Raw genomic sequence first — 26,162 nt, 5'->3', positions numbered from 1 at the left:
TCCCGCCCCGCCTGCGGCCCGTTCAGCTCAGGCCGGGCTTAAGGTTCGCGCAGACTGTCACCGACCGAGACCACATTGGAGCTGTGCAATACCAGGCCATAGCTGACTTTCTCAAAGCTGCGGAATACCATCATCAGACCGGACCGCTCCTCCGGCAGGGTGATCAGTTCACGGGTTACCGGGTCTTTGATCCGTTCGCCACGGCGGTAGATAGAAAATACATGACCCGGTTCCAGCCCTTCGCGCTGCCCGAGATTGAAGGCCACTACATTGAACTGGCCGCCATCATTCACGCCGCCCAACACCGACAGCACCTTAGCTTCACTCTTCTCCGGAGCCGGAGCCGGGTGGAACAGCGACTGGATACGCTCCTCTTCGGTCGGCACCACGCGGTCGAGGATGCGGATCTCCTTGTGCGAGCGGCGTACATCCAGTGTCAGTACATCGGCTTTCTTGTCCGCCACCACCACATCGGCGATCTTCAGCAGTTCATAGCCGAGAAACTCTTCTGTCTCCGGGTCGTAGTACTCACCGGCCGCGCGATAGATGGTCTGGCGCGGCGACTCGTCCAGCAGCTCACCCCGGGCATAGACCCGGTCGCCGGCACCGGCAATGATGCGCTCATTATTAGCACCCAGGACATAGGGGGAACGGGTATAGAGGTCGTCTTCCAGTACGCGGTTTTCCTGCAGGAAAGCGATAATATCGCGTAGCGGGATCGCCGGGATCGCCTGCTGCAGGGAAGTTACCCGTGCTTTCGGCATCAGTTTTACCATGCCGCGCTTGAGTTTCAGCTTCGGCTTGCCGTTGACCCATACCAGCTGGATCACATCGCCGGGGTATATCAGGTGAGGGTTGTCGATCTGGGAGTTGATATCCCAGAGTTCGGGCCAGCGCCAGGGCGTCTGCAGGAATCGGCCGGAGATATGCCAAAGGGTATCCCCTTTCACGACCACATACTCCTGAGGATGATCCTCACGCAGTGCCAGCACATCCTTGCGAACTTCGGCTGCCGCCGGTTCAGCCAGTAATAACCAACCCGTCAGCAAACCACAGAGCAGTTTTTTCATAATCTCTTCCTGATGCCGGTAAAACCCCGTTTTCAGCAGATCCTACCGCGATACATCCGACCTCATGTCCGTTATAATCGGTGGTAACACGATTTTCGCCATTCACGGCTAAACATTGCAACCGTAGCAACACGAAAAAACAATGGCAAAGCTTACTATTCTAGAATTCCCTGACCCACGTCTGCGTACAGTTGCAGCTAAAGTCGAAGAAGTAACGCCGGAGATCCGTACCGAGATCGCCGACATGTTTGAAACCATGTATGCCGCCCCCGGCATTGGCCTGGCGGCAACACAGGTTAACATCCACAAACGCATTGTGACGATCGATATCTCGGACGATCAGGATGAACCCCTGGTGCTGATCAATCCCGAGTTTGAAGTGATTGATACCGAGCCGCACAAGTACCAGGAAGGCTGCCTCTCTGTTCCCGGCTTCTACGAAGATGTGGTGCGCCCACAGCATATCCGTGTCACCTCACTGGATGGCGAGGGTAACGAACAGAACTTCGAAGCCCATGACCTGCTGGCCGTCTGCATCCAGCATGAGATCGATCACCTCAACGGCAAGCTGTTTGTCGACCATATCTCGCCCCTGAAGCGCAATCGCATCCGCAATAAGCTGGAAAAGCTGCACCGCGCTCAGGCTGCACAGGCCTGATCTGATCGCCACTCATCACAACAGGTAACTGAGGCCCAGCCCGGTTGAAGCTGGGTAGAAACACAGTGAGCGTAGGCCAGAGAAGGCAAAAGCCACGAGAAAGCGGAATTTACACGGGTAAATGAGCATTTCGAGTGGCTTTTTTAACGTCCTACGGCCAAGTCGTCATAGTTTTCACACCGCCTCAGATCCTGTTCCTCGTTTGGGAGTTTTATCGATGTCCAACCCTCTGCGTATTATCTTTGCCGGCACCCCGGACTTTGCCGCCACCAGCCTGCAGGCCTTGCTTGGCAGTGAGCACGAAGTGATTGCCGTCTACACCCAGCCTGATCGCCCCTCCGGTCGCGGCCGTAAGCTGACACCGGGTCCGGTTAAGAAACTGGCGCTGGAACATGATATTCCGGTCTATCAGCCCCTGAGCCTTAAGGGCGAAGCCGAGCAGGCGGAGCTGGCCGCGCTGAATGCCGATATTATGGTGGTGGTGGCCTATGGTCTGCTGCTACCCAAGGCGGTGCTGGACACCCCGCGCCTGGGCTGTATCAATGTGCATGGCTCTATACTGCCGCGCTGGCGCGGTGCCGCACCGATCCACCGTGCCGTACTGGCAGGGGATCAGAGCACCGGCATCACTATCATGCAGATGGATGTAGGCCTGGACACCGGCGATATGCTCTACAAAGTAGAAACGCCGATCAGCGACAGCGACACCAGTGGTGACCTGCACGACCGCCTGGCGGAAATGGGTGCCGGGGCACTGGTCGAAACCCTGGCGCTGATCCGCGATGACAAGGCCGATCCCGAGAAACAGGATGACAGCCTGGCCAACTACGCCCAGAAGCTCGAGAAGCAGGAGGGCAGGATCGACTGGAGCCAGCCGGCTGAGCTGATCGCCCGCCAGGTGCGTGGTCTGAGTCCCTGGCCGGTGGCTTTCTGCGAGCTGGACGGCCAGACGATGCGGATCTGGTTTGCCGAAGCGGATAATAGCGCGACCGCAACCCCGGGCGAGATTATCAGTACCGATAAGCGCAGTATCCAGGTGGGCTGTGGCCAAGGCTCATTGCGCCTGACCAAGCTGCAGCTGCCGGGCGGCAAGCCGCTGCAGGCCAGTGCCATCCTTAATGCCAAACGCGACCTGTTCCCGACAGGCAAACAGCTGGGATAACCACCGCAGATGAATATCCGTACCCTCGCAGCAGAAACACTGGCGCCGTTGCTGCGCCATCAGGGCTCCCTGAATGCGGTCATGCCGGCGGCGCTAGAGCGCTGCCCGGATAAAGACCGCGCCCTGCTGCAGAAGCTCTGCTTCGGCACGATGCGTGACTTCCCGCGCCTCAACCTGCTGGCAACACGACTGCTGAAAAAGCCGTTTAAGCCACAGGACTACGATGTCCGGGTGCTAGTGCTGGTCGGCCTCTACCAGTTGCGCAGTATGCGTATCCCGGCACATGCGGCGATCAACGAAACCGTCTCTGCGACCACAGACCTGAACAAGGGCTGGGCCAAAGGGCTGCTGAATGCGATTCTGCGCAACTACCAGCGCGAAGGTGAGGCGCTGGAACTAGCGCTGGGTGACAACCCGGTATGGCAATACAACCATCCGGAATGGTTTATCAGTAAGCTGAGCAACAACTGGCCCGATCACTGGCAGCAGATCCTAGAGGGCAATAACTGCGAGCAGGCCCCGCTGACACTGCGGGTCAATCGTCTCAAGCTCAGCCGCCAGCAGTATCTGGAACAGCTGCAAGGCGAGGGCCATGCGGCTCATGCCTGCCGTCACAGCCCGGATGGCGTGACACTGGAAGAAGCCTGTGATGTCGATCTGTTACCGGGATTCTTCTTTGGCGACTGCAGCGTGCAGGACGAAGCCGCCCAGCTGTCAGCCGGATTGCTGGATCTGCAGGCCGGGCAACGGGTACTGGATGCCTGTGCGGCCCCGGGCGGCAAACTGTGCCACATCCTCGAAGCCGAGCCTGCGCTGGCCAGCGTCGAAGCGGTGGAGCTGGAACAGCGCCGCCTGCCGCGCATCGAAGAGAACCTGCAGCGCCTCAGCCTGACGGCCACACTGCATCAGGCCGATGCCGCATCGCAGGACTGGTGGGATGGGCAGGCTTATGACCGCATACTGCTGGATGCCCCCTGTTCAGCCACCGGTGTTATTCGCCGTAACCCGGATATAAAATACCTGCGAAAAGGTGAGGATATTCAGCAGCTGAGTCAGATTCAGTGGGCGATTCTGAACAACTGCTGGCAGATGCTGAAACCGGGCGGTCGCCTGGTTTATGCCACCTGCTCGATCTTCCCGCAGGAAAATGAGCGCCTGATCAAGCGCTTTATGGCCGCCACAGCGGACGCCGTACATTGTGAGATCGACGCAGAGTGGGGAGAGCCGCGGCCATTCGGACGTCAGCTGTTCCCGCAGGATGGCGGCCATGACGGCTTCTTTTACGCAGTACTGGAGAAATCAGCGGATCAGGCTGAATAATTAAAGTGCAAGCATGAAAATCATCATTCTGGGTGCTGGCCAGGTAGGCGGCACGCTGGCAGAAAACCTCGCCAGCGAAGCAAACGATATTACCATCGTCGATACCGACACCAGCCGACTGCGCGAACTGCAGGACCGGCTCGATATCCGCACGGTGGAAGGCAAGGCCTCCTATCCCTCCGTGCTGGACCAGGCGGCCGCCCAGGATGCTGATATGCTGATCGCGGTGACCAACTCTGACGAAGTCAATATGATCGCCTGTCAGCTGGCCCAGACGCTGTACCATACCCCGACCAAGATCGCCCGCGTACGCGAGCATGACTACCTGAAGAAGAACCTCTCCATCTTCAATGACAAGGCGATCCCGGTCGACGTCCTGATCAGCCCGGAAGAGCTGGTAACACGGCATATCAAGCGTCTGATAGAACATCCGGGCGCACTGCAGGTACTCGACTTTGCCGAGGGCCAGGCCCAGCTGGTTGCGGTCCGCGCCTACTACGGTGGCCCGCTGGTGGGACGCGAGATCTCCTACCTGCGCGCCCATATGCCGGCGGTCGACACCCGCGTGGCAGCCATATTCAGGCGCGGCTCGCCGATCATCCCGAAAGGGGATACGGTGATCGAAGCCGATGACGAGGTGTTCTTTATCGCTGCGCGTAAGGATATCCGCGCCGTGATGTCGGAGATGCGCCGCCTCGACCGCCCCTACAAACGCATCATTATCGCCGGCGGCGGTAATATCGGAGCCCGCCTCGCCAGCTCGATCGAGAATGACTTTCAGGTCAAGATCATCGAGCGCAGCATGAGCCGCTGCGAGGGCCTGGCCCGACGCCTCAACAACACCATCGTGCTGCACGGCAGCGCTTCCGACAAGGACCTGCTGCTGGAAGAGAACATCGAAGACACTGATGTTTTCTGCGCCCTGACCAATGACGACGAAGCCAATATCATGGCGTCGATGCTGGCCAAGCGACTCGGCGTGCGCACGGTGATGACACTGATTAACAACCCGGCCTATGTCGATCTGGTGCAGGGTGGGGCGATCGATATCGCTATCTCGCCGCAACAGACCACCATCGGCGCGCTGCTGACCCATGTCCGCCGTGGCGACGTGGCGGCGGTACACAGCCTGCGTCGCGGTGCAGCCGAAGCCCTGGAAGCCGTGGCACACGGTGACGAGCGTTCCTCCAAGGTGGTCGGGCGGGCGATCGAGGAGATCAATCTGCCGCCGGGCTGTACCATCGGTGCCATTATCCGGAACGATGAGGTACTGATCGCCCACGATGATGTGGTGGTGGAAAACGGCGACCATGTGATCCTGTTCCTGGTCGACAAGAAACGGATCACCGATGTAGAGCGGTTGTTCCAGGTTGGACTGGCATTCTTCTAAGGCAGGACGCATCCGATGCACTACAAAGTGATCCTTCGTATTCTTGGCATCCTGCTGATGATCTTCAGCATCACCATGCTGCCACCGGTGGCAATCTCAGTTTCCTATGATGACGGCGCCACACTGGCCTTCCTGTCCGCCTTCCTGATTACCCTGATGACCGGCTTCTTTATGTGGATTCCGGTCTACCGGGTGCGGGATGACCTGCGCACCCGGGACGGCTTCCTGATCACCGTACTGTTCTGGGCCGTACTGGGACTCTTCGGGGCCTTCCCGCTGATGCTGTCGGATAACCCCCACCTCAGCGTGGTGGATGCGGTATTCGAGTCCCTGTCGGGACTGACCACCACCGGGGCCACGGTGATTACCGGTATCGACGACCTGCCGGAGTCGATCCTGTTCTACCGCCAGCAGCTGCAGTGGCTCGGCGGTATGGGGATTATCGTCCTGGCGGTGGCGATCCTGCCGATGCTGGGGATAGGGGGGATGCAGCTGTACCGCGCCGAAACGCCAGGGCCGGTGAAAGACTCCAAGCTGACACCACGTATTACCGAGACGGCCAAGGCGCTGTGGTATATCTACCTGGCCCTCACGGTGGCCTGTGCCATCGGCTACTACCTGGCGGGCATGAGCTGGTTTGATGCGATCAGTCACTCCTTTTCCACCGTGGCAATCGGCGGCTTTTCCACCCATGATGCCAGTATCGGCTACTTCGACAACCCGATGATCGAAGCGATCTGCGTGTTCTTTATGGTGATCTCGGCGGTCAACTTCAGCCTGCACTTCTTCGCCTGGCGGATGCGCTCGCTGAGTCACTACCTGCATGACCCGGAGTTTAAGTTCTATATCAGCTCGCTGCTGGCGATCTCGCTGCTGGCGGTGTTTGCCCTGATCCAGACCGATACCTACGCGCCGCTGGAGTCCGTCCGCAAAGCGGTGTTTATGGTGGTCTCGGTCGCCACTACTACCGGCTTCGCCACCGCCGACTTTGCCCACTGGCCGGTAATGCTGCCGTTCCTGCTGTTTGTCGCCGCCTTTGCCGGCGGTTGTGCCGGCTCCACCGGCGGCGGTATGAAGGTGATCAGGATCGTGCTGATCCTGAAGCAGGGCTACCGTGAGATCAAACGCCTGGTACACCCCAACGCCGTGATCCCGGTCAAGCTGGGCCGCAAGCCGATCTCGGACAAGGTACTGGAAGCGGTCTGGGGCTTCTTCTCAGTCTACCTGATTGTCTTCGTCGTAATGCTGATCATCCTGCTCGCCACCGGGCTGGATCAGGTCACCGCCTGGTCGGCGGTCGGCGCTACGCTGAATAACCTCGGCCCGGGCCTGGGTGATGTTGCCGCCCACTATGGGGATATCAATGACACTGCCAAGTGGGTGCTCTGCTTCGCCATGCTGCTGGGACGACTTGAGGTATTTACCCTGCTGGTACTGTTTACGCCGATCTTCTGGAAGCGTTAAGCTGTTCTCCGGGCGGCCTTCTGCGATGCGATTCAAGCAATGCAGCAGGCCGCCTGCACAAGCCAAGGCACCACAGAGTGCTAATTTCATCCATCGGTAAACGGCAAGCCTGTGCCAGTGCAGAGCCTTCCGGCCGATATTTTTCTGCCAAGAGATTTAACTATGCGTTATACCGTCTACCTGTCCGGCGAGATCCACACCGAATGGCGCGATCAGATCAAGCGTGCCGTGCACCAGAACGGCCTGCCGGTCGATATCCTGACGCCCAACACCGATCATGAATCCAGTGATAACTGCGGCGACGAACTGCTGGGCGCCGAACAGAGCAACTTCTGGAAGGATCACAAGGCCGCTAAGATCAACAGTATCCGCCACCTGACGGCGATCAAGCGGGCCGATATCGTGATCGTCCGTTTCGGCGATAAGTACCGTCAGTGGAATGCCGCCTTTGATGCCGGTATGGCGATCGCCCACGGCAAGTCCCTGATCGTCGAGCATGCCCCGGAGCTGACCCATCCGCTGAAAGAGATCGATGCCTGCGCCCAGGCCGTGGCCTCCAACACGGAAGAGGTGATCGAGGTACTGAAATACCTCTGCCTGGATTACTGATCCCTTACCCTGACTCAGTCAGGATAAGACGCCTCAAACGGACAGCCTCGGCTGTCCGTTTCTGTTTCTGTCAGCAGGCTTTCGGAGCAGTCCGAGCGGGCTGGCTTATCCACCTATCAAGCCGCTACAGCCCCCCGCTTGTGGCCAATTTTGGTGTATACTTTCGCTCTTATTTTCCGGAGGCTCTGCTGCATATTCTTAACACCCTGGCGGTGATGCAGCGTCTCTATCCGGCCAATTTCGTTAAATGGTGAATTCCGTGACTGACAAGGTGACTCCAGACGTAGGTACATTTCAGGGACTGATCCTTGCACTGCAGCAGTATTGGGCAGAGCAGGGTTGTGTAATCGTGCAACCACTGGATATGGAAGTAGGGGCGGGGACATTCCACCCGGCGACTTTCCTGCGTTCCATCGGCCCGGAATCCTGGCGCTCAGCTTACGTGCAGCCAAGCCGCCGTCCAACCGACGGCCGTTACGGTGAGAACCCCAACCGCCTGCAGCACTACTACCAGTTCCAGGTGGTACTGAAACCCAATCCGGACAACTTCCAGGAGCTATACCTGGGCTCTATGGCCCATATCGGTATCGATCCGCTGGTACATGATATCCGCTTCGTCGAAGACAACTGGGAATCGCCGACGCTGGGTGCCTGGGGGCTGGGTTGGGAAGTCTGGCTCAACGGCATGGAAGTGACTCAGTTCACCTACTTCCAGCAGGCCGGTGGCCTGGAATGCTACCCGGTAACCGGCGAAATCACCTACGGTCTGGAACGTATCGCCATGTATATCCAGCAGGTCGACAGCGTCTATGACCTGGTCTGGGCCCGTCACCCGGACGGTTCCGAAGTCAGCTACGGCGACGTGTTCCACCAGAATGAAGTAGAGCAGTCCACCTACAACTTCGAACATGCCGATGTCGACACCCTGTTCGGCAACTTCGACTTCCATGAGCGTGAATGTAACAAGCTGCTGGCGCTGGAAACACCGCTGCCACTGCCTGCCTACGAACAGGTTCTGAAAGCTTCACACACCTTTAACCTGCTGGATGCCCGCCACGCCATCTCTGTCACTGAACGCCAGCGCTATATCCTGCGCGTTCGTACACTGGCCCGCGATGTCGCCCAGGCTTATTTCAATGCCCGTAAAGCACTTGGCTTCCCTCTGGCAGAAGAATCAATCCGCCAGGAAGTACTGGCTGCCTGCGAGGAGGAAAACAAGTAATGGCTGCTAAAGATTTTCTGTTTGAACTGGGTACCGAAGAGCTGCCACCTAAGGCCCTGCTGACCCTGTCCAACGCACTGCAAAAAGAGATCCTGGCCGGTATCGAATCCGCACTGGGTAAAGATGCCAAAGCGCTGCTAAAAGACTCTGCGGTTAAATCCTACGCCGCACCACGTCGTCTGGCTGTACTGATCGAAAGCCTGGCCACGGAAGTTCCCGCCAGCACCTTCTTTATGCAGGGCCCACCGGCACGTATCGCCTACGATGCCGACGGTAACCCGACCAAGGCACTGGAAGGTTTCGCCAGGAAGTGCGGCACCAGCGTCGATCAGTTGGAAGAACAGGATGGAAAACTCTGCTTCCGTCAGGAAACTGCAGCCAAGCCGCTGGCCGATGCACTGCCCGCTATCATCCAGAATGCGCTGGACAAGTTGCCGATCGCCAAGCGTATGCGCTGGGGCGCCTCCCGAGCCGAGTTCGTCCGCCCGGTTAAATGGGTCGTGATGATGCTGGGTGACGAAGTGATCGAATGCGAGATCATGAGCCTGAAGGCCGGCCGTAAAACCCGCGGTCATCGCTTCCACTACAATCAGGAGATCGAGCTGATCGCACCTGCTGACTACGCGACAACGCTGAAAGAGCGTGGTTACGTGCTGGCCGACTTTGCCGAGCGCCGCGAGCTGATCCGTAGCCAGGCGCTGGCCGAAGCGGAGAAGGTCGGTGCCGAAGTAGTGATCGATTCCGGTCTGCTGGATGAAGTGACCGCCCTGAACGAGTGGCCGGTTGCACTGCTGGGTCGCTTCGAAGAGCGCTTCCTGGATGTACCTGCCCAGGCCCTGATCTCCTCTATGGCGGACCACCAGAAATACTTCCACCTGCTGAATAAGGAAGGCGAGCTGGCACCGTTCTTTATCACCATCTCCAACATCGAGTCGAAAGAGCCGCAGCAGGTGATCGAAGGTAACGAGAAGGTGATCCGTCCGCGTCTGGCCGATGCCGCCTTCTTCTTCGAGACGGATAAGAAGACCTCGCTGGAAACCCGTACCGAACAGCTGAAGAAGATCGTGTTCCAGAAAGACCTTGGAACCGTTCACGAGAAGACTGAGCGTATCGCCAAGCTGGCAGGTCTGATCGCCGAGAAAATCGGCTCCGACAAAGGCTGGGCCGAGCGTGCCGGTCTGCTGTGTAAGGCGGACCTGGTCTCTGACATGGTTCTGGAATTCCCAGAACTGCAGGGCCTGATGGGTTACCACTACGCCACCAACGATGGCGAAGCGGAAGAAGTGGCTAAGGCGCAGGACGAGCATTATATGCCTCGTTTTGCCGGCGACCAGCTGCCAACTACACAGACCGGTATGGCTGTCGCCATCGCCGACCGTCTGGATACCCTGGTCGGCCTGTTCGGTATCAACCAGCCACCAACAGGTTCTAAAGACCCGTTCGCCCTGCGTCGCGCGACGCTGGGCACCCTGCGTATCATCGTAGAGAGCGGCCTGGACCTGGACCTGCGCGAACTGTTGAAGATCGCTGCCGACAACCACAACGACCTGCCGGCGCGCGAAGGCCTGGAAGAGAAAGTCCTCGACTTTATGCTGGAGCGTTTCCGTGCCTGGTACGAAGACGCCGGCATCTCTGCCGAGGTTTTCCTAGCGGTTCTGGCCGTTAAGCCAACCAGCCCACTGGACTTCGACAAGCGCGTTAAGGCCGTTAACCACTTCCGCAGCCTGAGCGAAGCGGAAGCGCTGGCAGCCGCCAACAAGCGTGTCTCCAACATCCTCAGCAAGCAGGAAGTCAAAGGCACCCCAGCGGTCTCTGAGAGCCTGCTGCAGGATGCTGCCGAGCAGGCACTGGCCGCGGAGCTGCAGAATATCCAGCCGGGTATCGAAGCGCTGTTTGAAGCCGGTGACTACCAGGCCGCGCTGGAGAAACTGTCCGCACTGCGCAGCAGCGTCGACAACTTCTTCGAAGACGTAATGGTCATGGCCGACGACGAAGCGGTCCGCAATAACCGCCTGGCGCTGCTGAGCCAGCTGCGCAGCCTGTTCCTCGGTGTCGCCGATATCTCCATCCTGGGCTAATTAACCTTAGCTGTAGGAAGCAAAAAGCCGCTCTTCGGAGCGGCTTTTTAGTGCCTGTTTCTCGGAGGACACACCGGAGAAGCTTTTAGCTTTTAGCTTTTAGCTTTTAGCTTTTAGCTTTTAGCTTTTAGCTTCTGGCTTCTGGCTTCTGGCTTCTGGCTTCTGGCTTCTGGCTTCTGGCTTCTGGCTTCTGGCTTCTGGCTTCTGGCTTCTGGCTTCTGGCTTACCATGTTCCACGTGAAACACCTCCGGCACTATCCGAGGAGTTTTCGGAGTAGGTTGGGATAAGCCTGCGCATCCCAACACAGCATTTCCAGAATAGCTTCCGCTTACTACAGCCCCAACAATGTCTTCCAGGAAGGCCTACCAGACTCCCCAAATACATCTCGACGACGGTCAGTCCTAGGGAATCTATCTGTCATTAAAAATGACATTACCGAGTATTCGGTCAACGATCGTCCATACCGCTAGCTCAGAGACCCAACCAATCGGTAAAGGACTAGGCAGAATTCGAAGAGCCAATAGAGCAGCTAGAAGCCGGCAATCCAGCAGACCATACACGCTGCCAACCACCTATTAACCGTTGTTGGCAGCTGTACTTATAAGGAATACAAAGCGACCTGCTTACTGCGTTATATACCTGTAAAAGGATGCCTGGATTACGGAGAAGGGTAGATGGTTGCATCAAACCAAGCCTTAAAAACCTCAGGCTCATCGTTCACGATTACTAGCTGGAGGTAACGGTTTCACGTGAAACATCCATTAGATAGGTCAGCAGCAGATAAGCTCCAGGGGTCGCTTCAGGGGCGAAGGCCCAGGGGATCAAACAACATATATCCATCTAGGCTCTAGAGAACAAATTAGCCAAGCGGCTCTGGTAAAGATATTCGGCTCAGCTCTAAGTGAAGTCAGTAATGGGGGATAAGTAAAAGGAAGGGGGGAAGTTGATCTATCTTAGATCCACTGCATTAAACTAATGACAACAGAGGGGAGTTGGTCAGGTAGGTGTTTCACATGAAGCAGCGATCACGATTACCAGTTTAAGATCTATCGCTGCCATACACAGTAGCTTCAGTTAGCGTTAGACCGAGGCACTTTGACAATACCCATCTAGAGCTAACTGCACAGATCCAGAGCTCAGACTTCCCCATCGTCTACTCCGCTCCTTTACCGATCCCATAATCAGACAGCACGCTTCCCGCTCAGATAGAAGCACATAGCAGGCTCTCTCACTGCTTAGGTAGCAATCTGAACATTGCTTTAGCCAGAAGGTCGCTGTACTGATAGCACTGCCGATACCCCTCCCAACAGAAACCAGCTTCGATACTTGGCAATTAAGCCCATAACGTACCCAACCGCCAGACCTTACTCTATGGTGACTTCCTCTTCTGCATAGCCTCACTAAGTACACTAAGGCTTGGCATAGCTAGTGGCAGTACTAACCATCAGACATCGCTCGCCACAGCTTAGTCATCAGCCATATCACAGTAGGATAACTCGAACAGATAGCAGGTTAGTGCCAAAACAAATCTGTGAACCGATCAATAGGGAAAGCTTGATACGCTGCCTTGCCAGTATTGGTTTCACCTGAAACCCAACAGAGCCATCTTGAATTTTTGCTGGTCTGCCGATAGCAACAACAAGGGCCACTAAAGAGCCTTCAACGACTGAGCAATCTGTTACACCGTCGAGGTCCGTATTTTAATGATCTGAGGTGAAGGTAGTCGGGCCTGAATACGATCGCTAAGCACAGATAGAAACCGAAATAACGTGACAATCTCGTCTTCCCAAAAGAGAGGAGTTACCGCCCAACCTAACTAATAAAGCTTTCAGATCAAGCTGCCTCTCAAGTGTTTCCCAGAGATCTACTGCCCCCAAAGTGCCATCTGAAACAGACCAACAACCACAACTCTCAAACATGGCTCTTTAGCCGACGGCAACGAAGCACAGACCAAACTAAAACTGCGACATGCGCCTGTCACCAGCATTCGCCAACGTGGGAAAGCCGCATCTACCAAAACACAAAAAGCCGTCAATCTACCTAAGCGATCGATCGATTGGCACAGCTCTTTAAAGTTCTTTCAGTAAGTCTGCCAGTGTGAGCAAAGTGAGCCTGATCCAGACTAAAAGTGTCGAGCGAGGAAACTCCCTTCAAGTAGTCCCAGTATTAATGGAATTATTTTTGTAGCGCGAATTTACCTGAGAAAAGCTTGGCGAAGAACGCAGGTTAAAATCCTGGTAGGAAACCCCGAACCGCGAAAGTCCATTTTCACACTATTATTCCCACATCACAGCACTGGCTTTCAGAAAAAATTTCTGCGGCTGAGCCACCGAAAACATGCTAGAACTGCAAAGTGTTTCACGTGAAACAGCAGCAGGGAAATCGATCCTGCGGATCAAAGTAGACGGCAATAAAATCGAATCTCGCTGCTAACTAAGTTGGGATATCAGTCATCACTAGTGCGACCAACGAGCGAATAGTTAGACAAGAGGCAGGCTGAAAGCTGAGAGGAAAAGAGGGATAGGCAGGGACCAAAAGAAGGAACAACAAAAAGTAAAAAGGCGAGCCCGCTGAGGCTCGCCTTTTCAAACTCTACTGCTCCGAATATCCGAAGCGAGCTAGCGGATCAAACGTCCAGGTTAGCAACGTTCAGGGCGTTGGACTCGATGAAGTTACGGCGCGGCTCGACCTCATCACCCATCAGGGTGGTGAAGAGCTGGTCGGCGGCGATCGCGTCTTCGATAGTCACCTGCAGCATGCGACGATGCTCCGGTTCCATGGTGGTTTCGGCCAGCTGGTCAGCGTTCATCTCACCCAGTCCTTTATAGCGCTGGATAGAGTGGCCGCGACGGGACAGGCCCAGCAGCCAGTTCAGGCCATCCTCAAAGTCGTTCAGCGGCAGCGTACGCTCGCCACGCTTAAGATAAGCACCTTCTTCAAGCAGTCCACTCAACAGCTCGGACATATCGGCCATGCTGCTGTACTCTTTGGAACCGAAGAAGTCGCCACCCAGTGTGTAGTCATGCTCGACACCGTGCTGGGTCATCACGACTTTAGGTACGAACTGGCTGTGTTCTTTGTCTTCGGCCACTGCACAGCGATACTGCACGGCGTTGTCGCTCAGTTCTGCCAGAACATCATCCAGCTGGTCGCTCCACCCGGTGACAGCATCTTCGTCGCTCAGCATCGCGCTATTCATCCGGGAGATGGAGAGCAGTGACTTAAGCACCGGTGCCGGGTAGAGGCGGGAGAGGCGGTTTACCGTGGCGATGACCGTGCGGTATTGCTGTACGATCTTCTCCAGCTCAACGCCGGTGATGCCCGGGGCATCCGGATTGACATGCAGGGTGGTGCCTTCCAGCGCGCCCTGCAGCAGGTAGTTATCCAGCGCATCGTCGTCTTTCAGGTACTGCTCCTGCTTTCCTTTCTTGATCTTGTACAGCGGTGGCTGGGCAATATAGATATAGCCGCGCTCGATCAGTTCAGGCATCTGACGGAAGAAGAAGGTCAGCAGCAGGGTACGGATATGCGATCCATCCACATCCGCATCGGTCATGATGATGATGCTGTGGTAACGCAGTTTGTCCGGGTTATATTCTTCACGGCCGATACCACAGCCCAGTGCGGTGATCAGGGTGCCGACTTCTGCCGAGGAGAGCATCTTATCGAAGCGCGCTTTCTCGACGTTGAGGATCTTACCCTTCAACGGCAGGATCGCCTGGGTACGACGGTCACGTCCCTGCTTGGCAGAACCGCCAGCGGAGTCACCCTCCACTATGAACAGTTCGGACAACGCAGGATCTTTCTCCTGACAGTCGGCCAGCTTGCCGGGAAGGCCGGCGATATCCAGCGCACCTTTACGGCGCGTCATTTCACGCGCCTTACGGGCCGCTTCACGGGCACGGGCGGCATCGATCATCTTGGCGACAACCGACTTGGAGTCCTGCGGATTCTCCTGCAGGTACTCCGCCAGTTTCTCACCCATGCACTGTTCGACCGCGGTCTTCACTTCGGAAGAGACCAGCTTGTCCTTAGTCTGGGAAGAGAATTTAGGGTCCGGCACTTTGACCGAGATAATTGCCGTCAGGCCTTCACGGCAGTCGTCACCACTGGTGGCGATCTTACCGTTCTTATTGAGGCCTTCGGATTCGATGTAGTTATTCAGGCAGCGGGTCAGGGCGGTACGGAATCCGGACAGGTGGGTACCACCGTCACGCTGCGGGATATTGTTGGTAAAGCAGTGAATGCTTTCCTGGAAGCTGTCGTTCCACTGCATCGCCACTTCGACACCGACACCGTTTTCATGCATCACGGTAAAGTGAAACATGTTATTCACGGTGGTCTTATTGGTGTTGAGGAAGCCAACGAATGCACTCAGACCGCCTTCATATTCGAAGACCTCTTCACGACCGGCACGCTCATCCTTCAATACGATACGTACACCGGAGTTGAGGAAAGAGAGTTCGCGCAGGCGCTTAGCCAGCAGGTCGAACTGGAACGTCGTATTGGTGAACGTTTCTGTCGAAGGGAAGAAACGGACATGGGTACCGCTGCTTTCGGTTTCGCCGATCACTTTCAGCGGCTCGCGCGGTACACCGTGCTCATAGACCTGTTCATGTACCTTGCCATTGCGTCGCACCGTCAGGCGCAACTCGGTAGACAGCGCATTTACAACGGATACCCCGACACCGTGCAGGCCACCGGAGACCTTGTAGGAGTTGTCGTCAAACTTACCGCCGGCATGCAGTACGGTCATGATCACTTCGGCAGCGGAAACACCTTCCTCCTCGTGGATATCGGTTGGGATACCACGGCCGTTATCAGAAACCGATACGCTGTCATCCGGATGGATAACGACTTTGATTTCACTACAGTAACCAGCGAGCGCCTCATCAATAGAGTTGTCGACGATCTCGAACACCATATGGTGGAGACCCGTACCGTCATCGGTATCACCGATATACATACCCGGGCGCTTACGAACCGCGTCCAGGCCTTTCAGAACCTTAATGCTTGAGGAGTCATAATTCTGGTTGTCGTCGCTCATCAAAGTCTCCTAACTCATTTATACTCGCGACAGAGCGCCGGATTCGATTGAGAACCGAGCGACATCCGTTTGTGTCGACCATGGATACGCCAATGCGTCAGCATCGACACAGGTAATAAAACACTGATTGGAGGATTCCTCCAAAAACTCGCAGAACAGCCGGCTATGGTGGCTGTCCAGTTCGGACGGCAGGTCATCGATCAGATAGATACAGGGCCTGGAACTCATCTGATTGAACAGCGCTCCCTGGGCCAGCTTCAAGGCGCTGACCACAAGTTTCTTCTGTCCCCTGGAGAGGCGTTCGCTGGCACTGTGGCCATTGGCCTTAATACGCAGATCGGCGCGCTGCGGTCCGGCATTGGTAAAACCCTGCTGCAGCTCTCGCTGAAAAGCCTTCTCCAGAACCACGTCCAGATCCGCTTTGCGATCCCATCCCCGATAGAAGCCAAGGGCTATTTCAACGTCGGGCAGGAGGCGCTTGATGATCGCCTCGAAATGGGGTTGAAGCTGCCGCAGATAGTCGATTCTGGATGCCGTTAACTGCTCGGAATAGCTAACAAATTCACGGTCCCAAACCTGCCGCATGCGATGGTCAATTTTACCATATTTCAGCAGGCTATTCCTTTGTTTAAGTACCCGTTTAAAACTCCGCCAGCACTGAATAAAGCGGCGATCAGCATGGAACACACCCCAGTCGACAAACTGGCGCCGGATCGAGGGCGATCCCTCCAGCAACTGGAAGGTATCGGAGTTGATCACCTGTAGCGGCAACAGTCCGGCCAGGGTGGAAAGGTCGATGTTCTCACCGGCAAATCGGATATTAAGATCGCCATCCAGACGCCGTTCTACACCCAGTGGCTGTCGGTGACCGGCACTGTCCACCTGGGCATGCGCCACACACCCCGGCTGACCGGACTGGATCAGATGGCGAACCTGGCTGGTACGGAAAGAGCGGGCCAGTCCAAGCAGGTGAATCGCCTCCAGTACACTGGTTTTACCACTGCCGTTTTCACCGCAGATAATATTGATACGGGTGGAAGGCTGCATGGCGACTGCTGACAGGTTACGGACTGTCTGAATACGCAGATCGAGAATAGACATTCAGGTGGGAAGTATCGAAGGGCGGGTCACTGCGCAGCCGCAGCGACCCGGAAGAAATTACATACGCATTGGCATAACAACGTAAAGTGCACCTTCCTCATCGAAACCTTCGATCAGGGCACTGCTGTTCTGATCGCTCAGTTTGAAGCGCACCACATCGGAGTTGAGGATAGACAGTACATCCAGCAGGTAATTTACGTTGAAGCCGATCTCCAGGCTGTCGCCTTCATAATCCACTGCCACCGTTTCTTCTGCTTCTTCCTGCTCCGGGTTATTCGCCATCACCTGCAGGAAGCCATTGGACAGGGTCAGACGTACGCCGCGGTACTTCTCATTAGAGAGGATCGCAATACGGCTGAAGACCTGACGCAGTTCCTGACGATCACCCAGCATAAACTTGTCGCCGTTACGCGGGATTACACGCTGATAGTCAGGGAATTTACCGTCCACCAGTTTAGAGGTGAAGATAAAGTCTCCCACATGCGCCCGGACATGGTTGGCACCAATCACCAGGCGTACCGGGTCATCGCCCCCCTGCAGCAGTCGCGCCAGCTCAAGGATACCCTTACGCGGCACAATCACCTGGTGGTTCAGGCTGTTATCGGCCTGCACTTCGCTGACACAGGTCGCAAGACGGTGACCGTCCGTCGACACTGAGCGCAGCTGGCCATTGGCAATTTCCAGCAGCATACCATTGAGGTAGTAGCGCACATCCTGCTGTGCCATAGAGAAGCCGGTCTTATCGATCAGCTGACGCAGCTGGCTCTGCAGCATGCTCAGTTCCAGCGTCTCAGGGCTCTCCTCGACATTCGGGAACTCGGCCGCCGGCAGCGTTGACAGGGAAAAGCGGCTGCGGCCGGATTTGATGATCGCCTTCTGACCGGAAAGGGTCAGCTCGATCCGGCTCTCGTCCGGCAGAGACTTACAGATATCCATCAGCTTACGCGCTGGCACTGTCACAGAGCCTGCTTCAGCCGGCTCATCCAGCTGCACGCGCCCCACCAGTTCGACCTCCAGGTCTGTACCGGTCATCGAAAGCTGATCGCCTTCAGCCGTTAACAGGATGTTAGACAGTACCGGCAACGTCTGACGACGCTCGACGACACCAGCCACAAGCTGTAGAGGTTTGATTAGCGCTTCGCGCGAAATGACAAATCTCATCGGTTACCCACCTTTTGACCGAAACGGCTACGCTGTCAAATGACGTAGCAGGTTCTGATAATCTTCTCTGATATCCGTATCACTCTCACGTAGCTCTTTAATCTTACGACAAGCATGGAGTACTGTGGTGTGATCTCTACCGCCGAAGGCATCGCCGATTTCTGGCAGACTATGGTTAGTCAGCTCCTTCGACAAACTCATTGCCACCTGGCGTGGACGGGCAACGGAACGGCTGCGACGTTTAGACAGTAGATCGGAAACTTTTATTTTGTAGTAATCAGCAACTACCCGCTGAATGTTATCAATACTAACCTGTTTGTCCTGCAAAGCCAGCAGGTCTTTCAGGGACTCTTTGATAAACGGCGTGGTAATCGGATTACCGGTGAAATGTGCGTTGGCGATCACGCGCTTAAGGGCGCCTTCCAGCTCACGTACATTGGATCGAATTTTCTGTGCCAGGAAGAAAGCAGCATCATCCGGCAGCATTACCTGGGCCTCGTCGGCCTTCTTCATCAGGATCGCAACCCGCGTTTCCAGCTCCGGAGGCTCGATGGCCACGGTGAGTCCCCAGCCAAAACGGGATTTCAGACGTTCTTCTACACCATTAATCTCTTTCGGGTAGCGATCAGATGTCAGGATCATCTGCTGGCCGCCCTCCAGCAAGGCATTAAAGGTGTGGAAAAACTCCTCCTGGGAACGTTCTTTACCGGCAAAGAACTGAATGTCATCGATCAGCAGCGCATCGACGGAACGGTAATAGCGCTTGAAGTCGTTGATCGCATTCAGCTGTAATGCCTTAACCATGTCCGCCACAAAGCGTTCGGAATGCAGATAGACAATCTTGGCATTCGGGTTACGCTTCAGCATCTCCATACCCACCGCGTGCATCAGGTGGGTTTTACCGAGGCCAACACCACCGTATATAAACAGTGGGTTGTAAGAGCTGCCAGGATTGTCGGCAACCTGACGTGCCGCCGCCAGTGCCAACTGGTTAGACTTACCCTGAACGAAAGACTCAAAGGTAAAGGAGGCATTCAGATTGGACTGATGTCTCAGGCCACCTTCAACATCGACGGTGCGCTCCGGCATCCGCACTGCGGAGCTGGGCATCAGCACCTCGGGTTCAAGCGGCAACTGCGCCTGCGGTTCCGGCTCGGCCGGAAGCACAGAAACCTGTTCACCGGGTTGCGATGGAGTCTGGAACGGTGCCGCAGCAGCCATCCGGGCCGGCTCAGGCGCTGCCTGATGCGACATGTGCGGAGCAGCTGGCGGTGCCATCGGAGCAGGGCGGGGGGCAGGCCTTGGTGGAACCGTCCGGGGAGCAGTGCGGCTGCGAGCCGCCATTGAGCCACTGGTAACCTGTGCCACTTCAAGCCTGACGTCGGCACTGATATCGCCGCTGACCTGACAGACAATCTCCCGAATACGGGAAAGAAACTTGCCACTCACCCAGTCACGCACAAAGCGGTTGGGGGCCAGCAGGATCAGGCTGCCCTGAGAATCCGGAGATACTTTTAATGGTCGAATCCAGGTGTTGTATTGCTGAGCCGGAAACTCTTCCTGCAGACTCTGCAAACAACGATCCCAAAGTTCCATCGACATAATATAACCGGTCCTCAATTGGCAGCTGTGACTATCGGGCCAAACAAATAATTGCAGTGATTCTACCTGCTAAAACCCCACTTATCCACAATGTTTGTTAATTAATTGAAAGCTGTTTACAACTCAGGAAAGCACTGTGATTGCAGGCATAGGGAGACGAAAAAAAGCGCCCTGAAACCGACTAATTCACAGTAGCAACAGCTCATCAACCTATTATCAATAGAGTTACCAACACCCTAATCAGTTGTTATAAATAATATTAACTAACTTTTCCACAGAAAAAACAGAGCCAATAGGGCGTCCCAAGGGGCTGTTGTGCTGGAAAAATATTCAGGTTCTTTTTTCACCGAAAGTAAGAATAAGGCTTGATCAGTGCCGATATATTCCCTAGAATTTCGCGTCTATTTTTTACACACGTGGATACTCAGCCACCTAACTCAAACGTTAGACACGACTGGACTGACCAATGAAAAGAACATTTCAACCAAGCGTTCTGAAACGCAAACGTACTCACGGTTTCCGTGCCCGCATGGCTACCAAAAATGGCCGTCAGGTTCTGAACCGTCGTCGCGCTAAAGGCCGTAAGAGCCTGTCTGCCTGATCTCAGGCAGCAGGACCGGTTTTTTACATGACCGATTATGGATACCCTCGTCAGTTACGCATACTAACTGGCGGGGGTTTTCAGCGTGTATTTGATGATGTCACGCTGAAAGTCCCCGATCAGCAGATCCTCATTCTCGCCAATCACAACGGACTCGACCACCCCCGGCTCGGGTTTGTGATCTCCAAAAAAAATGTACGACGAGCGGTGCAACGTAACCGTGTTCGGCGTATCATTCGCGAGTCTTTTCGCCTTAATCAGCACGACCTTCCACCGGTGGATATAGTTATTCTGGCCCGCAAAGGCCTGGATAGTCTCGATAACGAGCAAGTTCATCGTCTGGCAAATAAGTGCTGGTCACGTATGCGAAAGAAAGCAAAGCGAGCCCATCAGCAAAAATAACGGTTATCCCGCCATGGATGTACAGCGAGTCATATTGGTTGCCGCCCTGGCACTGATCTCTTATATGCTTGTACTGCAGTGGAACGAAGATTACGGTCAGGAGCCTGCAGTGGCCCAGACCGTATCCTCAACCTCTGCCTACAGCACTTCGTCTACCGATTCTGAACTGCCTCAGTCCGATGAGGAGCAGAAAAACGCGGATATTCCCGCGGCCGGTGACAACAAAGCCCCGACAACAACTGCCCAGCTGATCACAGTACGTACTGACGTTCTGGACGTGATCATCGACCGTAAGGGCGGTGACATTATTCAGGTTGCACTGCCGGCGCATAAAGCAGTTCAGGGTGCTGAACAACCTTTCGTCCTGCTAGAACAGACACCGAACCGTACCTATGTATCACAGAGCGGTCTGGTGGGTGCAAACGGGCCGGATGCCAGCAAAGATGGCCGTCCAGCCTACAGCGTCGCGAAAAAAGAGTTCCTGCTCGACGGCCAGGAAAGCGTACAGGTTGATCTGAAACTCACCACTAAAGACGGTGTACAGATCACTAAACGCTATACCTTTAATAAAGGTTCCTACAATGTCGGCCTGGATTACATCGTCGACAACCAGTCAGGCAACAGCTGGCAGGCACGCCTGTTCGGTCAGATTAAGCGCGACCAGAGCGCCGACCCGACCTCGACAACCGATATGGGCATGCAGTCCTATCTGGGTGCCGTATTCTCTACCGCCGAAGACAACTACCAGAAAGTTGATTTCGACGATATGGATGAAGCGCAGTTCAAGCAGAAATCCCAGGATGGCTTTGTTGCCTTCGTGCAGCACTATTTCGTCAGTGCCTGGATTCCTGAGCCGGGTGCGGAATACAGCTACCAGAGCCGTAAGTCCAACGGTAACTATATCGTAGGCTTCCTGTCTCCGGACTTCACTGTAAACCCAGGTGATAGCCAGACGGTAAGTGCCCACTTCTACGCCGGTCCTAAGGATCAGGAGCAGATGCAGGCCGCTTCAGAAAACCTCAAGCTGACCGTTGATTACGGCATCCTGTGGTTTGTCGCGTCCCCGCTTTACTCCCTGCTGACCTGGATCCACGGCCTGCTGGGTAACTGGGGTCTGGCCATCATCGGCATTACCATCCTGGTTAAAGCGGCGCTGTTCCATCTGAATGCCAAGGCATTCAAATCGATGGCGAAGATGCGTAAGTTCGGCCCGGAAATGCAGCGCATGAAAGAGCTGTATGGTGACGACCGCCAGAAGATGTCCCAGGAGATGATGAAGCTGTACCAGAAGGAAAAGATCAATCCTCTGGGCGGCTGTCTGCCGATCCTGGCGCAGATGCCAATCTTCATCGCCCTGTACTGGGTACTGATGGAATCGGTAGAGCTGCGTCACGCAGAATTCCTCTACTTGGCTGACCTGTCGGCAAAAGATCCATACTTCATCCTGCCTATCCTGATGGGTGCCAGCATGTTCATTCAGCAGATGCTGAACCCGACACCGCCGGACCCGATGCAGGCTAAAGTGATGAAGATGCTGCCGATTCTGTTCACCTTCTTCTTCCTCTGGTTCCCGGCAGGTCTGACACTGTACTGGGTGATCAACAACGTACTCTCCATCGCACAGCAGTACTTGATCAATAAGCAGATCGAACGCGGTGATGAAGACGTGCCGGCGAAGAAAGCCTAAACGTTATCTATCCTGTTAAAAGGCTCCTTCGGGAGCCTTTTTTAATTTCCGCAGTTAAAATAGACCGCTATGAGCATATTAGATCAGGACACTATCGCTGCCCAGGCCACCCCACCCGGTCGTGGTGGCGTGGGCATCATCCGGCTTTCCGGCCAACAGGCACTGGCGATTGGCAAACAGGTTCTGGGACTGACACCCAAGCCGCGCTATGCCCATTACGGTGCTTTTCTCGGCCCTGAAGGAGAAGAGATCGATCAGGGTATCGCCCTCTATTTTCCCGGCCCCAACTCATTCACCGGTGAGGATGTACTGGAGCTGCAAGGCCACGGCGGCCCGGTAGTAATGGACTTCCTGCTGCGTCGGGTGCAGCAGCTGGGGGCACGACTGGCCCGTCCGGGGGAGTTTTCCGAACGAGCCTTCCTCAACGATAAGCTCGATCTGGCCCAGGCCGAAGCCATTGCCGACCTGATCGACAGCGCCTCAGAACAGGCTGCTAAGTGCGCCCTGCGCTCTCTGCAGGGCGAGTTCTCCCGCCGCATCCATGAGATGGTCGAGAGCCTGATTCAGCTGCGCATCTACGTCGAAGCGGCGATCGACTTCCCCGAAGAGGAGATCGATTTCCTGGCCGATGGCAAGGTCGCCAATGACCTGAACAGCATTATCAGCCAGCTGGAAGCCGTACAGGCAGAGGCCCGTCAGGGCAGCCTGTTGCGTGAGGGTATGAATGTGGTGATCGCCGGCCGTCCCAACGCCGGTAAGTCCTCACTACTGAATGCGCTGGCAGGCAAGGACAGTGCCATCGTCACCGATATTGCCGGTACCACCCGCGATGTCCTGCGTGAGCATATTCATATCGATGGCATGCCACTGCATATTATCGATACAGCCGGTTTGCGGGATGCGCCGGATGAAGTAGAGCGGATCGGCATCGACCGGGCCTGGCAGGAGATCAAGAGTGCCGACCGGGTACTGCTGATGGTAGACAGTACCACCACAGAAGCGGAAGACCCGGAACAGATCTGGCCTGATTTTGTCCATCAGCTGCCACAGCAGGAGAAGATCACCGTGATCCGTAACAAGGCTGAGCTGACTGGCGAGACGATCGGCCATCGCCAGAGCTTTGGCCATGACCTGATCAGCCTGTCCGCCAAGCAGGGCGAAGGGATCGAACTGTTACGCAGTCACCTGAAAGCCTGCATGGGCTTCAGCGCCACCACCGAAGGCGGTTTTATGGCGCGACGCCGCCACCTTGATGCCCTCGAACGAGCCTATGAGCTACTCGATACTGGCCGTATGCAGCTGGAAGTCAATGGTGCCGGTGAGCTTCTGGCGGAAGACCTCAGACAGGCGCAACAGGCACTTAGCGAGATCACCGGAGAGTTCAGCAGTGATGATCTGCTGGGACGTATCTTCAGTTCATTCTGTATCGGAAAGTAAGGAGAGTTCGAATGGCTATCAATATCAGTTGTCCACACTGCCAGGTGAGCAACCGTCTGCCGGAAGAACGACTGGGCGATGGCCCGAAATGTGGCAAATGCAAGCAGGTGATATTCACAGGCAAGCCGCTCGATATCACAGCAGCAAATATAAGCGCCACTCTCGCTAAGAATGATATTCCGGTACTGGTCGATTGCTGGGCCAGCTGGTGTGGTCCCTGTCAGCAGTTTGCACCGGTCTTCAACCAGGCGGCGCAGCAGTTTGAACCCCATCTTCGACTCGCCAAACTGGATACCGAAGCACAACAGGCCATTGCCGCACAGTGGCAGATCCGCTCCATTCCGACCCTGATCCTGTTCCGGCAGGGCCAAGAGGTGGCACGACTGAACGGAGCCGTTCCTCTGGCACAGCTTAAACAGTGGCTGCTGCAGCAGGGTATCAGCCTCTGATCTTAACTATCCACAACCGCTGCACCCAAGGGCCTGCTGCCAGCATATGACAGCAGGCCTTTTTTGTGGATATCAGCTCCGGTCATACCCGATGTGGATAAACAGCAACAGCGTCTGACGGCACTGAGCAGAAATACAGGGCAGGAGCGGAACCCAGACTTTCAGAGCGGACTGTGAATAAAAGGTGACGGGCAGCGAAGGTCCGGATGAAATGCTGACAGATTAAAATGATCCCTTGCTCAGTGAGACAGCAGGATCGGCTAAGCAGCGCAAATCTAAATCTAATTGATATTTATTTGCATTTAAATCTGTTACCCGATATGGTCGAGTAATCATCTCAAGGAGCATCGAACTATGGATTCCAGATTTAGCTTTCCCCTGATCTCACTGGCGGGCGCTGCCATGCTTTGCCTGATGTTACTGCCATTACCGTTCTGAGACAGAACCCTGTGCATAACTATGTGAATTATGTGTAAAAAGATGGGGGAGTAAATCCCATCATGTTATTAACACAGGGCAAGCAACCCTGGAATAAGCGCTCCATGACGGAAAATCTGATGAGAATAATCAGTAACATTATGATTACAAACAACTATTTTTATACACATTGAACCCAGATATCCAAGCCAACAGTAGCGGTTCCGCCCAGAGCTGTTCTGACTCAAACAGCCGGCCCACTGTGCATAACCTGATTACGACTGGCACCAGGGAATATCAGACAACAAGGTCGGCCACTGCCGTGCCCACCAGGTCCAGTCTCCGCCACGGGTGATTACCCTGATCCTGAGACAACTGCGATCCCGATACCTGTCCGCGTAAGCAGCCGCAACCACCTCCGGCATTAGATCGTCCCCAACCTCGAACCAGTGTAGCTGGGGAAGCCGCTGTAGCAGATGATAAAACTGCTCGGGACCGGCGATCATCGGCCGGACATTATTGATAGCCGACATCTTTTCGAAATCCAGTGGTGCAAACAGCGTCCGCACCGCGGTCACGCGATGGTCCTGCGCTGCCGTCAACATTGCCAGCGCACCACCGTCGTAAGTTCCGATCAGCTCAAAACCTATCTCTCCGTAGCGTCCTTGCAATGATGTCAGTGCCTGACGCATAGCGCGGACAGAAGCGGCCCCGAACCTGGGCTGTTCCTGATAGTAGCTGCGACACCAGCGATCACTGAAGGGGCTGTTACAGATATTTCCCAGATAGATTTTCTGTGGCGAAGGATCCGTCAGGAATAACCTGTAGGCCAGAGAGAAAGGCGCAATACGCGGTATTTCGAGGTTCCAGAATGAAAGATCTCCCTCGATATAGACCCGCAGCGCCGTTAAGGGCTGTTGCGGCGGCATCACGGCGATCCAGTCCAGATCCGCGGTTTCCAGTCGACCGGCCTCGAAGCCGAACTGATCCAGTGGGGGAGGGACCAGTAAAAGCTGTTGTGTATCCGAAGTGGAAGAGGGCATTGAAGTACTGCAGCCACTCAGTGTTATCCACAAAGAAATCGAAAAAAAACTTACCCACTGTCTGAGCAGCATTTGACTCAAAAGCTCCCTTTCACCTGAGTGGCAGACTTACGCACAGCGGTTTATCCCCGCTTTTCCACTACTTATCCACCTATTATGATTAATCCGGATTACACTTATTGACAGCTAATCAACCGAATATATAACCATCTATCTAATTGATATATATAATAAAACTATA

At 55.3% G+C, this 26,162-nt stretch carries 19 protein-coding genes; 13 read left to right on the top strand and 6 right to left on the bottom strand.

Features of this window, described 5'->3' with window-relative positions; genetic code table 11:
• Positions 1–38: 38 nt before the first annotated feature.
• Positions 39–1,070, bottom strand: a complete 1,032-nt coding sequence (locus Q354_RS0116245; RefSeq protein ID WP_027858521.1) for a LysM peptidoglycan-binding domain-containing protein — start codon at positions 1,068–1,070, stop codon at positions 39–41.
• Between the two features lie 142 nt (positions 1,071–1,212).
• Between Q354_RS0116245 and def the strand changes: the two genes are divergently transcribed.
• From def to glyS, 8 genes are all read left to right on the top strand, one after another.
• Positions 1,213–1,728 carry a peptide deformylase gene (def, locus tag Q354_RS0116240; RefSeq protein ID WP_027858520.1) on the top strand — a complete coding sequence of 172 codons (516 nt, stop codon included), beginning with the start codon at positions 1,213–1,215 and terminating at the stop codon, positions 1,726–1,728.
• 217 nt (positions 1,729–1,945) lie between these two features.
• Positions 1,946–2,890, top strand: a complete 945-nt coding sequence (gene fmt, locus Q354_RS0116235; RefSeq protein ID WP_027858519.1) for a methionyl-tRNA formyltransferase — start codon at positions 1,946–1,948, stop codon at positions 2,888–2,890.
• Positions 2,891–2,899: 9 nt separating this feature from the next.
• Positions 2,900–4,210 (top strand): 16S rRNA (cytosine(967)-C(5))-methyltransferase RsmB, encoded by a 1,311-nt coding sequence (gene rsmB, locus Q354_RS0116230; RefSeq protein WP_027858518.1) that lies wholly within the window; start codon positions 2,900–2,902, stop codon positions 4,208–4,210.
• Between the two features lie 13 nt (positions 4,211–4,223).
• The gene (gene trkA, locus Q354_RS0116225; RefSeq protein WP_027858517.1) at positions 4,224–5,600 is read left to right on the top strand and encodes a Trk system potassium transporter TrkA; all 1,377 of its coding nucleotides are present in this window, start codon (positions 4,224–4,226) and stop codon (positions 5,598–5,600) included.
• 15 nt (positions 5,601–5,615) lie between these two features.
• Complete coding sequence (locus Q354_RS0116220) at positions 5,616–7,064, top strand: TrkH family potassium uptake protein (protein WP_027858516.1); 1,449 nt, start codon at positions 5,616–5,618, stop codon at positions 7,062–7,064.
• 162 nt (positions 7,065–7,226) lie between these two features.
• A complete protein-coding gene (locus Q354_RS0116215; protein ID WP_027858515.1) occupies positions 7,227–7,673 on the top strand; it encodes a YtoQ family protein in 447 nt (148 codons plus the stop codon).
• Positions 7,674–7,920: 247 nt separating this feature from the next.
• Positions 7,921–8,895 carry a glycine--tRNA ligase subunit alpha gene (glyQ, locus tag Q354_RS0116205; protein WP_027858514.1) on the top strand — a complete coding sequence of 325 codons (975 nt, stop codon included), beginning with the start codon at positions 7,921–7,923 and terminating at the stop codon, positions 8,893–8,895.
• Positions 8,895–10,973, top strand: coding sequence for a glycine--tRNA ligase subunit beta (glyS, locus tag Q354_RS0116200; protein ID WP_027858513.1), 2,079 nt, complete (start codon positions 8,895–8,897; stop codon positions 10,971–10,973). The genes glyQ and glyS overlap by 1 nt, the downstream gene beginning before the upstream one ends.
• Before the next feature lie 2,627 nt (positions 10,974–13,600).
• Here glyS and gyrB read toward each other — a convergent pair.
• The 4 genes from gyrB to dnaA are packed head-to-tail and all read right to left on the bottom strand — an operon-like array spanning position 13,601 to position 19,885.
• Positions 13,601–16,021 (bottom strand): DNA topoisomerase (ATP-hydrolyzing) subunit B, encoded by a 2,421-nt coding sequence (gyrB, locus tag Q354_RS0116195; protein WP_027858512.1) that lies wholly within the window; start codon positions 16,019–16,021, stop codon positions 13,601–13,603.
• 18 nt (positions 16,022–16,039) lie between these two features.
• Positions 16,040–17,122, bottom strand: a complete 1,083-nt coding sequence (recF, locus tag Q354_RS0116190; protein WP_027858511.1) for a DNA replication/repair protein RecF — start codon at positions 17,120–17,122, stop codon at positions 16,040–16,042.
• Positions 17,123–17,179: 57 nt separating this feature from the next.
• The gene (gene dnaN / locus Q354_RS0116185; RefSeq protein ID WP_027858510.1) at positions 17,180–18,283 is read right to left on the bottom strand and encodes a DNA polymerase III subunit beta; all 1,104 of its coding nucleotides are present in this window, start codon (positions 18,281–18,283) and stop codon (positions 17,180–17,182) included.
• 27 nt (positions 18,284–18,310) lie between these two features.
• Entirely contained in the window at positions 18,311–19,885 is a 1,575-nt protein-coding gene (gene dnaA, locus Q354_RS0116180) for a chromosomal replication initiator protein DnaA (protein ID WP_027858509.1), read from the bottom strand.
• A 466-nt stretch (positions 19,886–20,351) separates the two neighbouring features.
• On the opposite strand from dnaA, the gene rpmH reads away from it, so the two are divergent.
• The 5 genes from rpmH (at position 20,352) to trxC (ending at position 24,461) form a co-directional block, all read left to right on the top strand.
• Positions 20,352–20,486: a 50S ribosomal protein L34 gene (rpmH, locus tag Q354_RS27995; protein WP_084332633.1), complete on the top strand. Its 135-nt coding sequence runs from the start codon at positions 20,352–20,354 to the stop codon at positions 20,484–20,486.
• A gap of 27 nt (positions 20,487–20,513) precedes the next feature.
• Positions 20,514–20,888 carry a ribonuclease P protein component gene (gene rnpA / locus Q354_RS27990; RefSeq protein ID WP_084332632.1) on the top strand — a complete coding sequence of 125 codons (375 nt, stop codon included), beginning with the start codon at positions 20,514–20,516 and terminating at the stop codon, positions 20,886–20,888.
• Positions 20,889–20,901: 13 nt separating this feature from the next.
• A complete protein-coding gene (gene yidC, locus Q354_RS0116170; RefSeq protein WP_027858507.1) occupies positions 20,902–22,575 on the top strand; it encodes a membrane protein insertase YidC in 1,674 nt (557 codons plus the stop codon).
• A 69-nt stretch (positions 22,576–22,644) separates the two neighbouring features.
• A complete protein-coding gene (gene mnmE / locus Q354_RS0116165; protein ID WP_027858506.1) occupies positions 22,645–24,012 on the top strand; it encodes a tRNA uridine-5-carboxymethylaminomethyl(34) synthesis GTPase MnmE in 1,368 nt (455 codons plus the stop codon).
• A gap of 11 nt (positions 24,013–24,023) precedes the next feature.
• Complete coding sequence (trxC, locus tag Q354_RS0116160) at positions 24,024–24,461, top strand: thioredoxin TrxC (RefSeq protein WP_027858505.1); 438 nt, start codon at positions 24,024–24,026, stop codon at positions 24,459–24,461.
• A 692-nt stretch (positions 24,462–25,153) separates the two neighbouring features.
• Here trxC and Q354_RS0116155 read toward each other — a convergent pair.
• Entirely contained in the window at positions 25,154–25,921 is a 768-nt protein-coding gene (locus Q354_RS0116155) for a hypothetical protein (protein ID WP_027858504.1), read from the bottom strand.
• Positions 25,922–26,162: the final 241 nt, after the last annotated feature.

It is taken from the genome of Marinobacterium jannaschii DSM 6295, assembly GCF_000620085.1.
In the GTDB taxonomy this organism is placed as follows: domain Bacteria; phylum Pseudomonadota; class Gammaproteobacteria; order Pseudomonadales; family Balneatricaceae; genus Pontibacterium; species Pontibacterium jannaschii.
This window is presented reverse-complemented; position numbering and strand designations above follow the sequence as displayed.

Excerpts from the sequence above, each read along its gene's own strand:
- Q354_RS0116220 (WP_027858516.1), top strand. The coding sequence starts at position 5,616 with ATGCACTACAAAGTGATCCTTCGTATTCTTGGCATCCTGCTGATGATC.
- rpmH (WP_084332633.1), top strand. The coding sequence starts at position 20,352 with ATGAAAAGAACATTTCAACCAAGCGTTCTGAAACGCAAACGTACTCAC.
- def (WP_027858520.1), top strand. The coding sequence starts at position 1,213 with ATGGCAAAGCTTACTATTCTAGAATTCCCTGACCCACGTCTGCGTACA.
- trkA (WP_027858517.1), top strand. The coding sequence starts at position 4,224 with ATGAAAATCATCATTCTGGGTGCTGGCCAGGTAGGCGGCACGCTGGCA.
- yidC (WP_027858507.1), top strand. The coding sequence starts at position 20,902 with ATGGATGTACAGCGAGTCATATTGGTTGCCGCCCTGGCACTGATCTCT.
- dnaN (WP_027858510.1), bottom strand. The coding sequence starts at position 18,283 with ATGAGATTTGTCATTTCGCGCGAAGCGCTAATCAAACCTCTACAGCTT.
- glyS (WP_027858513.1), top strand. The coding sequence starts at position 8,895 with ATGGCTGCTAAAGATTTTCTGTTTGAACTGGGTACCGAAGAGCTGCCA.
- fmt (WP_027858519.1), top strand. The coding sequence starts at position 1,946 with ATGTCCAACCCTCTGCGTATTATCTTTGCCGGCACCCCGGACTTTGCC.
- gyrB (WP_027858512.1), bottom strand. The coding sequence starts at position 16,021 with ATGAGCGACGACAACCAGAATTATGACTCCTCAAGCATTAAGGTTCTG.
- rsmB (WP_027858518.1), top strand. The coding sequence starts at position 2,900 with ATGAATATCCGTACCCTCGCAGCAGAAACACTGGCGCCGTTGCTGCGC.
- Q354_RS0116215 (WP_027858515.1), top strand. The coding sequence starts at position 7,227 with ATGCGTTATACCGTCTACCTGTCCGGCGAGATCCACACCGAATGGCGC.
- trxC (WP_027858505.1), top strand. The coding sequence starts at position 24,024 with ATGGCTATCAATATCAGTTGTCCACACTGCCAGGTGAGCAACCGTCTG.
- glyQ (WP_027858514.1), top strand. The coding sequence starts at position 7,921 with ATGGTGAATTCCGTGACTGACAAGGTGACTCCAGACGTAGGTACATTT.
- mnmE (WP_027858506.1), top strand. The coding sequence starts at position 22,645 with ATGAGCATATTAGATCAGGACACTATCGCTGCCCAGGCCACCCCACCC.
- dnaA (WP_027858509.1), bottom strand. The coding sequence starts at position 19,885 with ATGTCGATGGAACTTTGGGATCGTTGTTTGCAGAGTCTGCAGGAAGAG.
- rnpA (WP_084332632.1), top strand. The coding sequence starts at position 20,514 with ATGACCGATTATGGATACCCTCGTCAGTTACGCATACTAACTGGCGGG.
- Q354_RS0116155 (WP_027858504.1), bottom strand. The coding sequence starts at position 25,921 with ATGCCCTCTTCCACTTCGGATACACAACAGCTTTTACTGGTCCCTCCC.
- recF (WP_027858511.1), bottom strand. The coding sequence starts at position 17,122 with ATGTCTATTCTCGATCTGCGTATTCAGACAGTCCGTAACCTGTCAGCA.
- Q354_RS0116245 (WP_027858521.1), bottom strand. The coding sequence starts at position 1,070 with ATGAAAAAACTGCTCTGTGGTTTGCTGACGGGTTGGTTATTACTGGCT.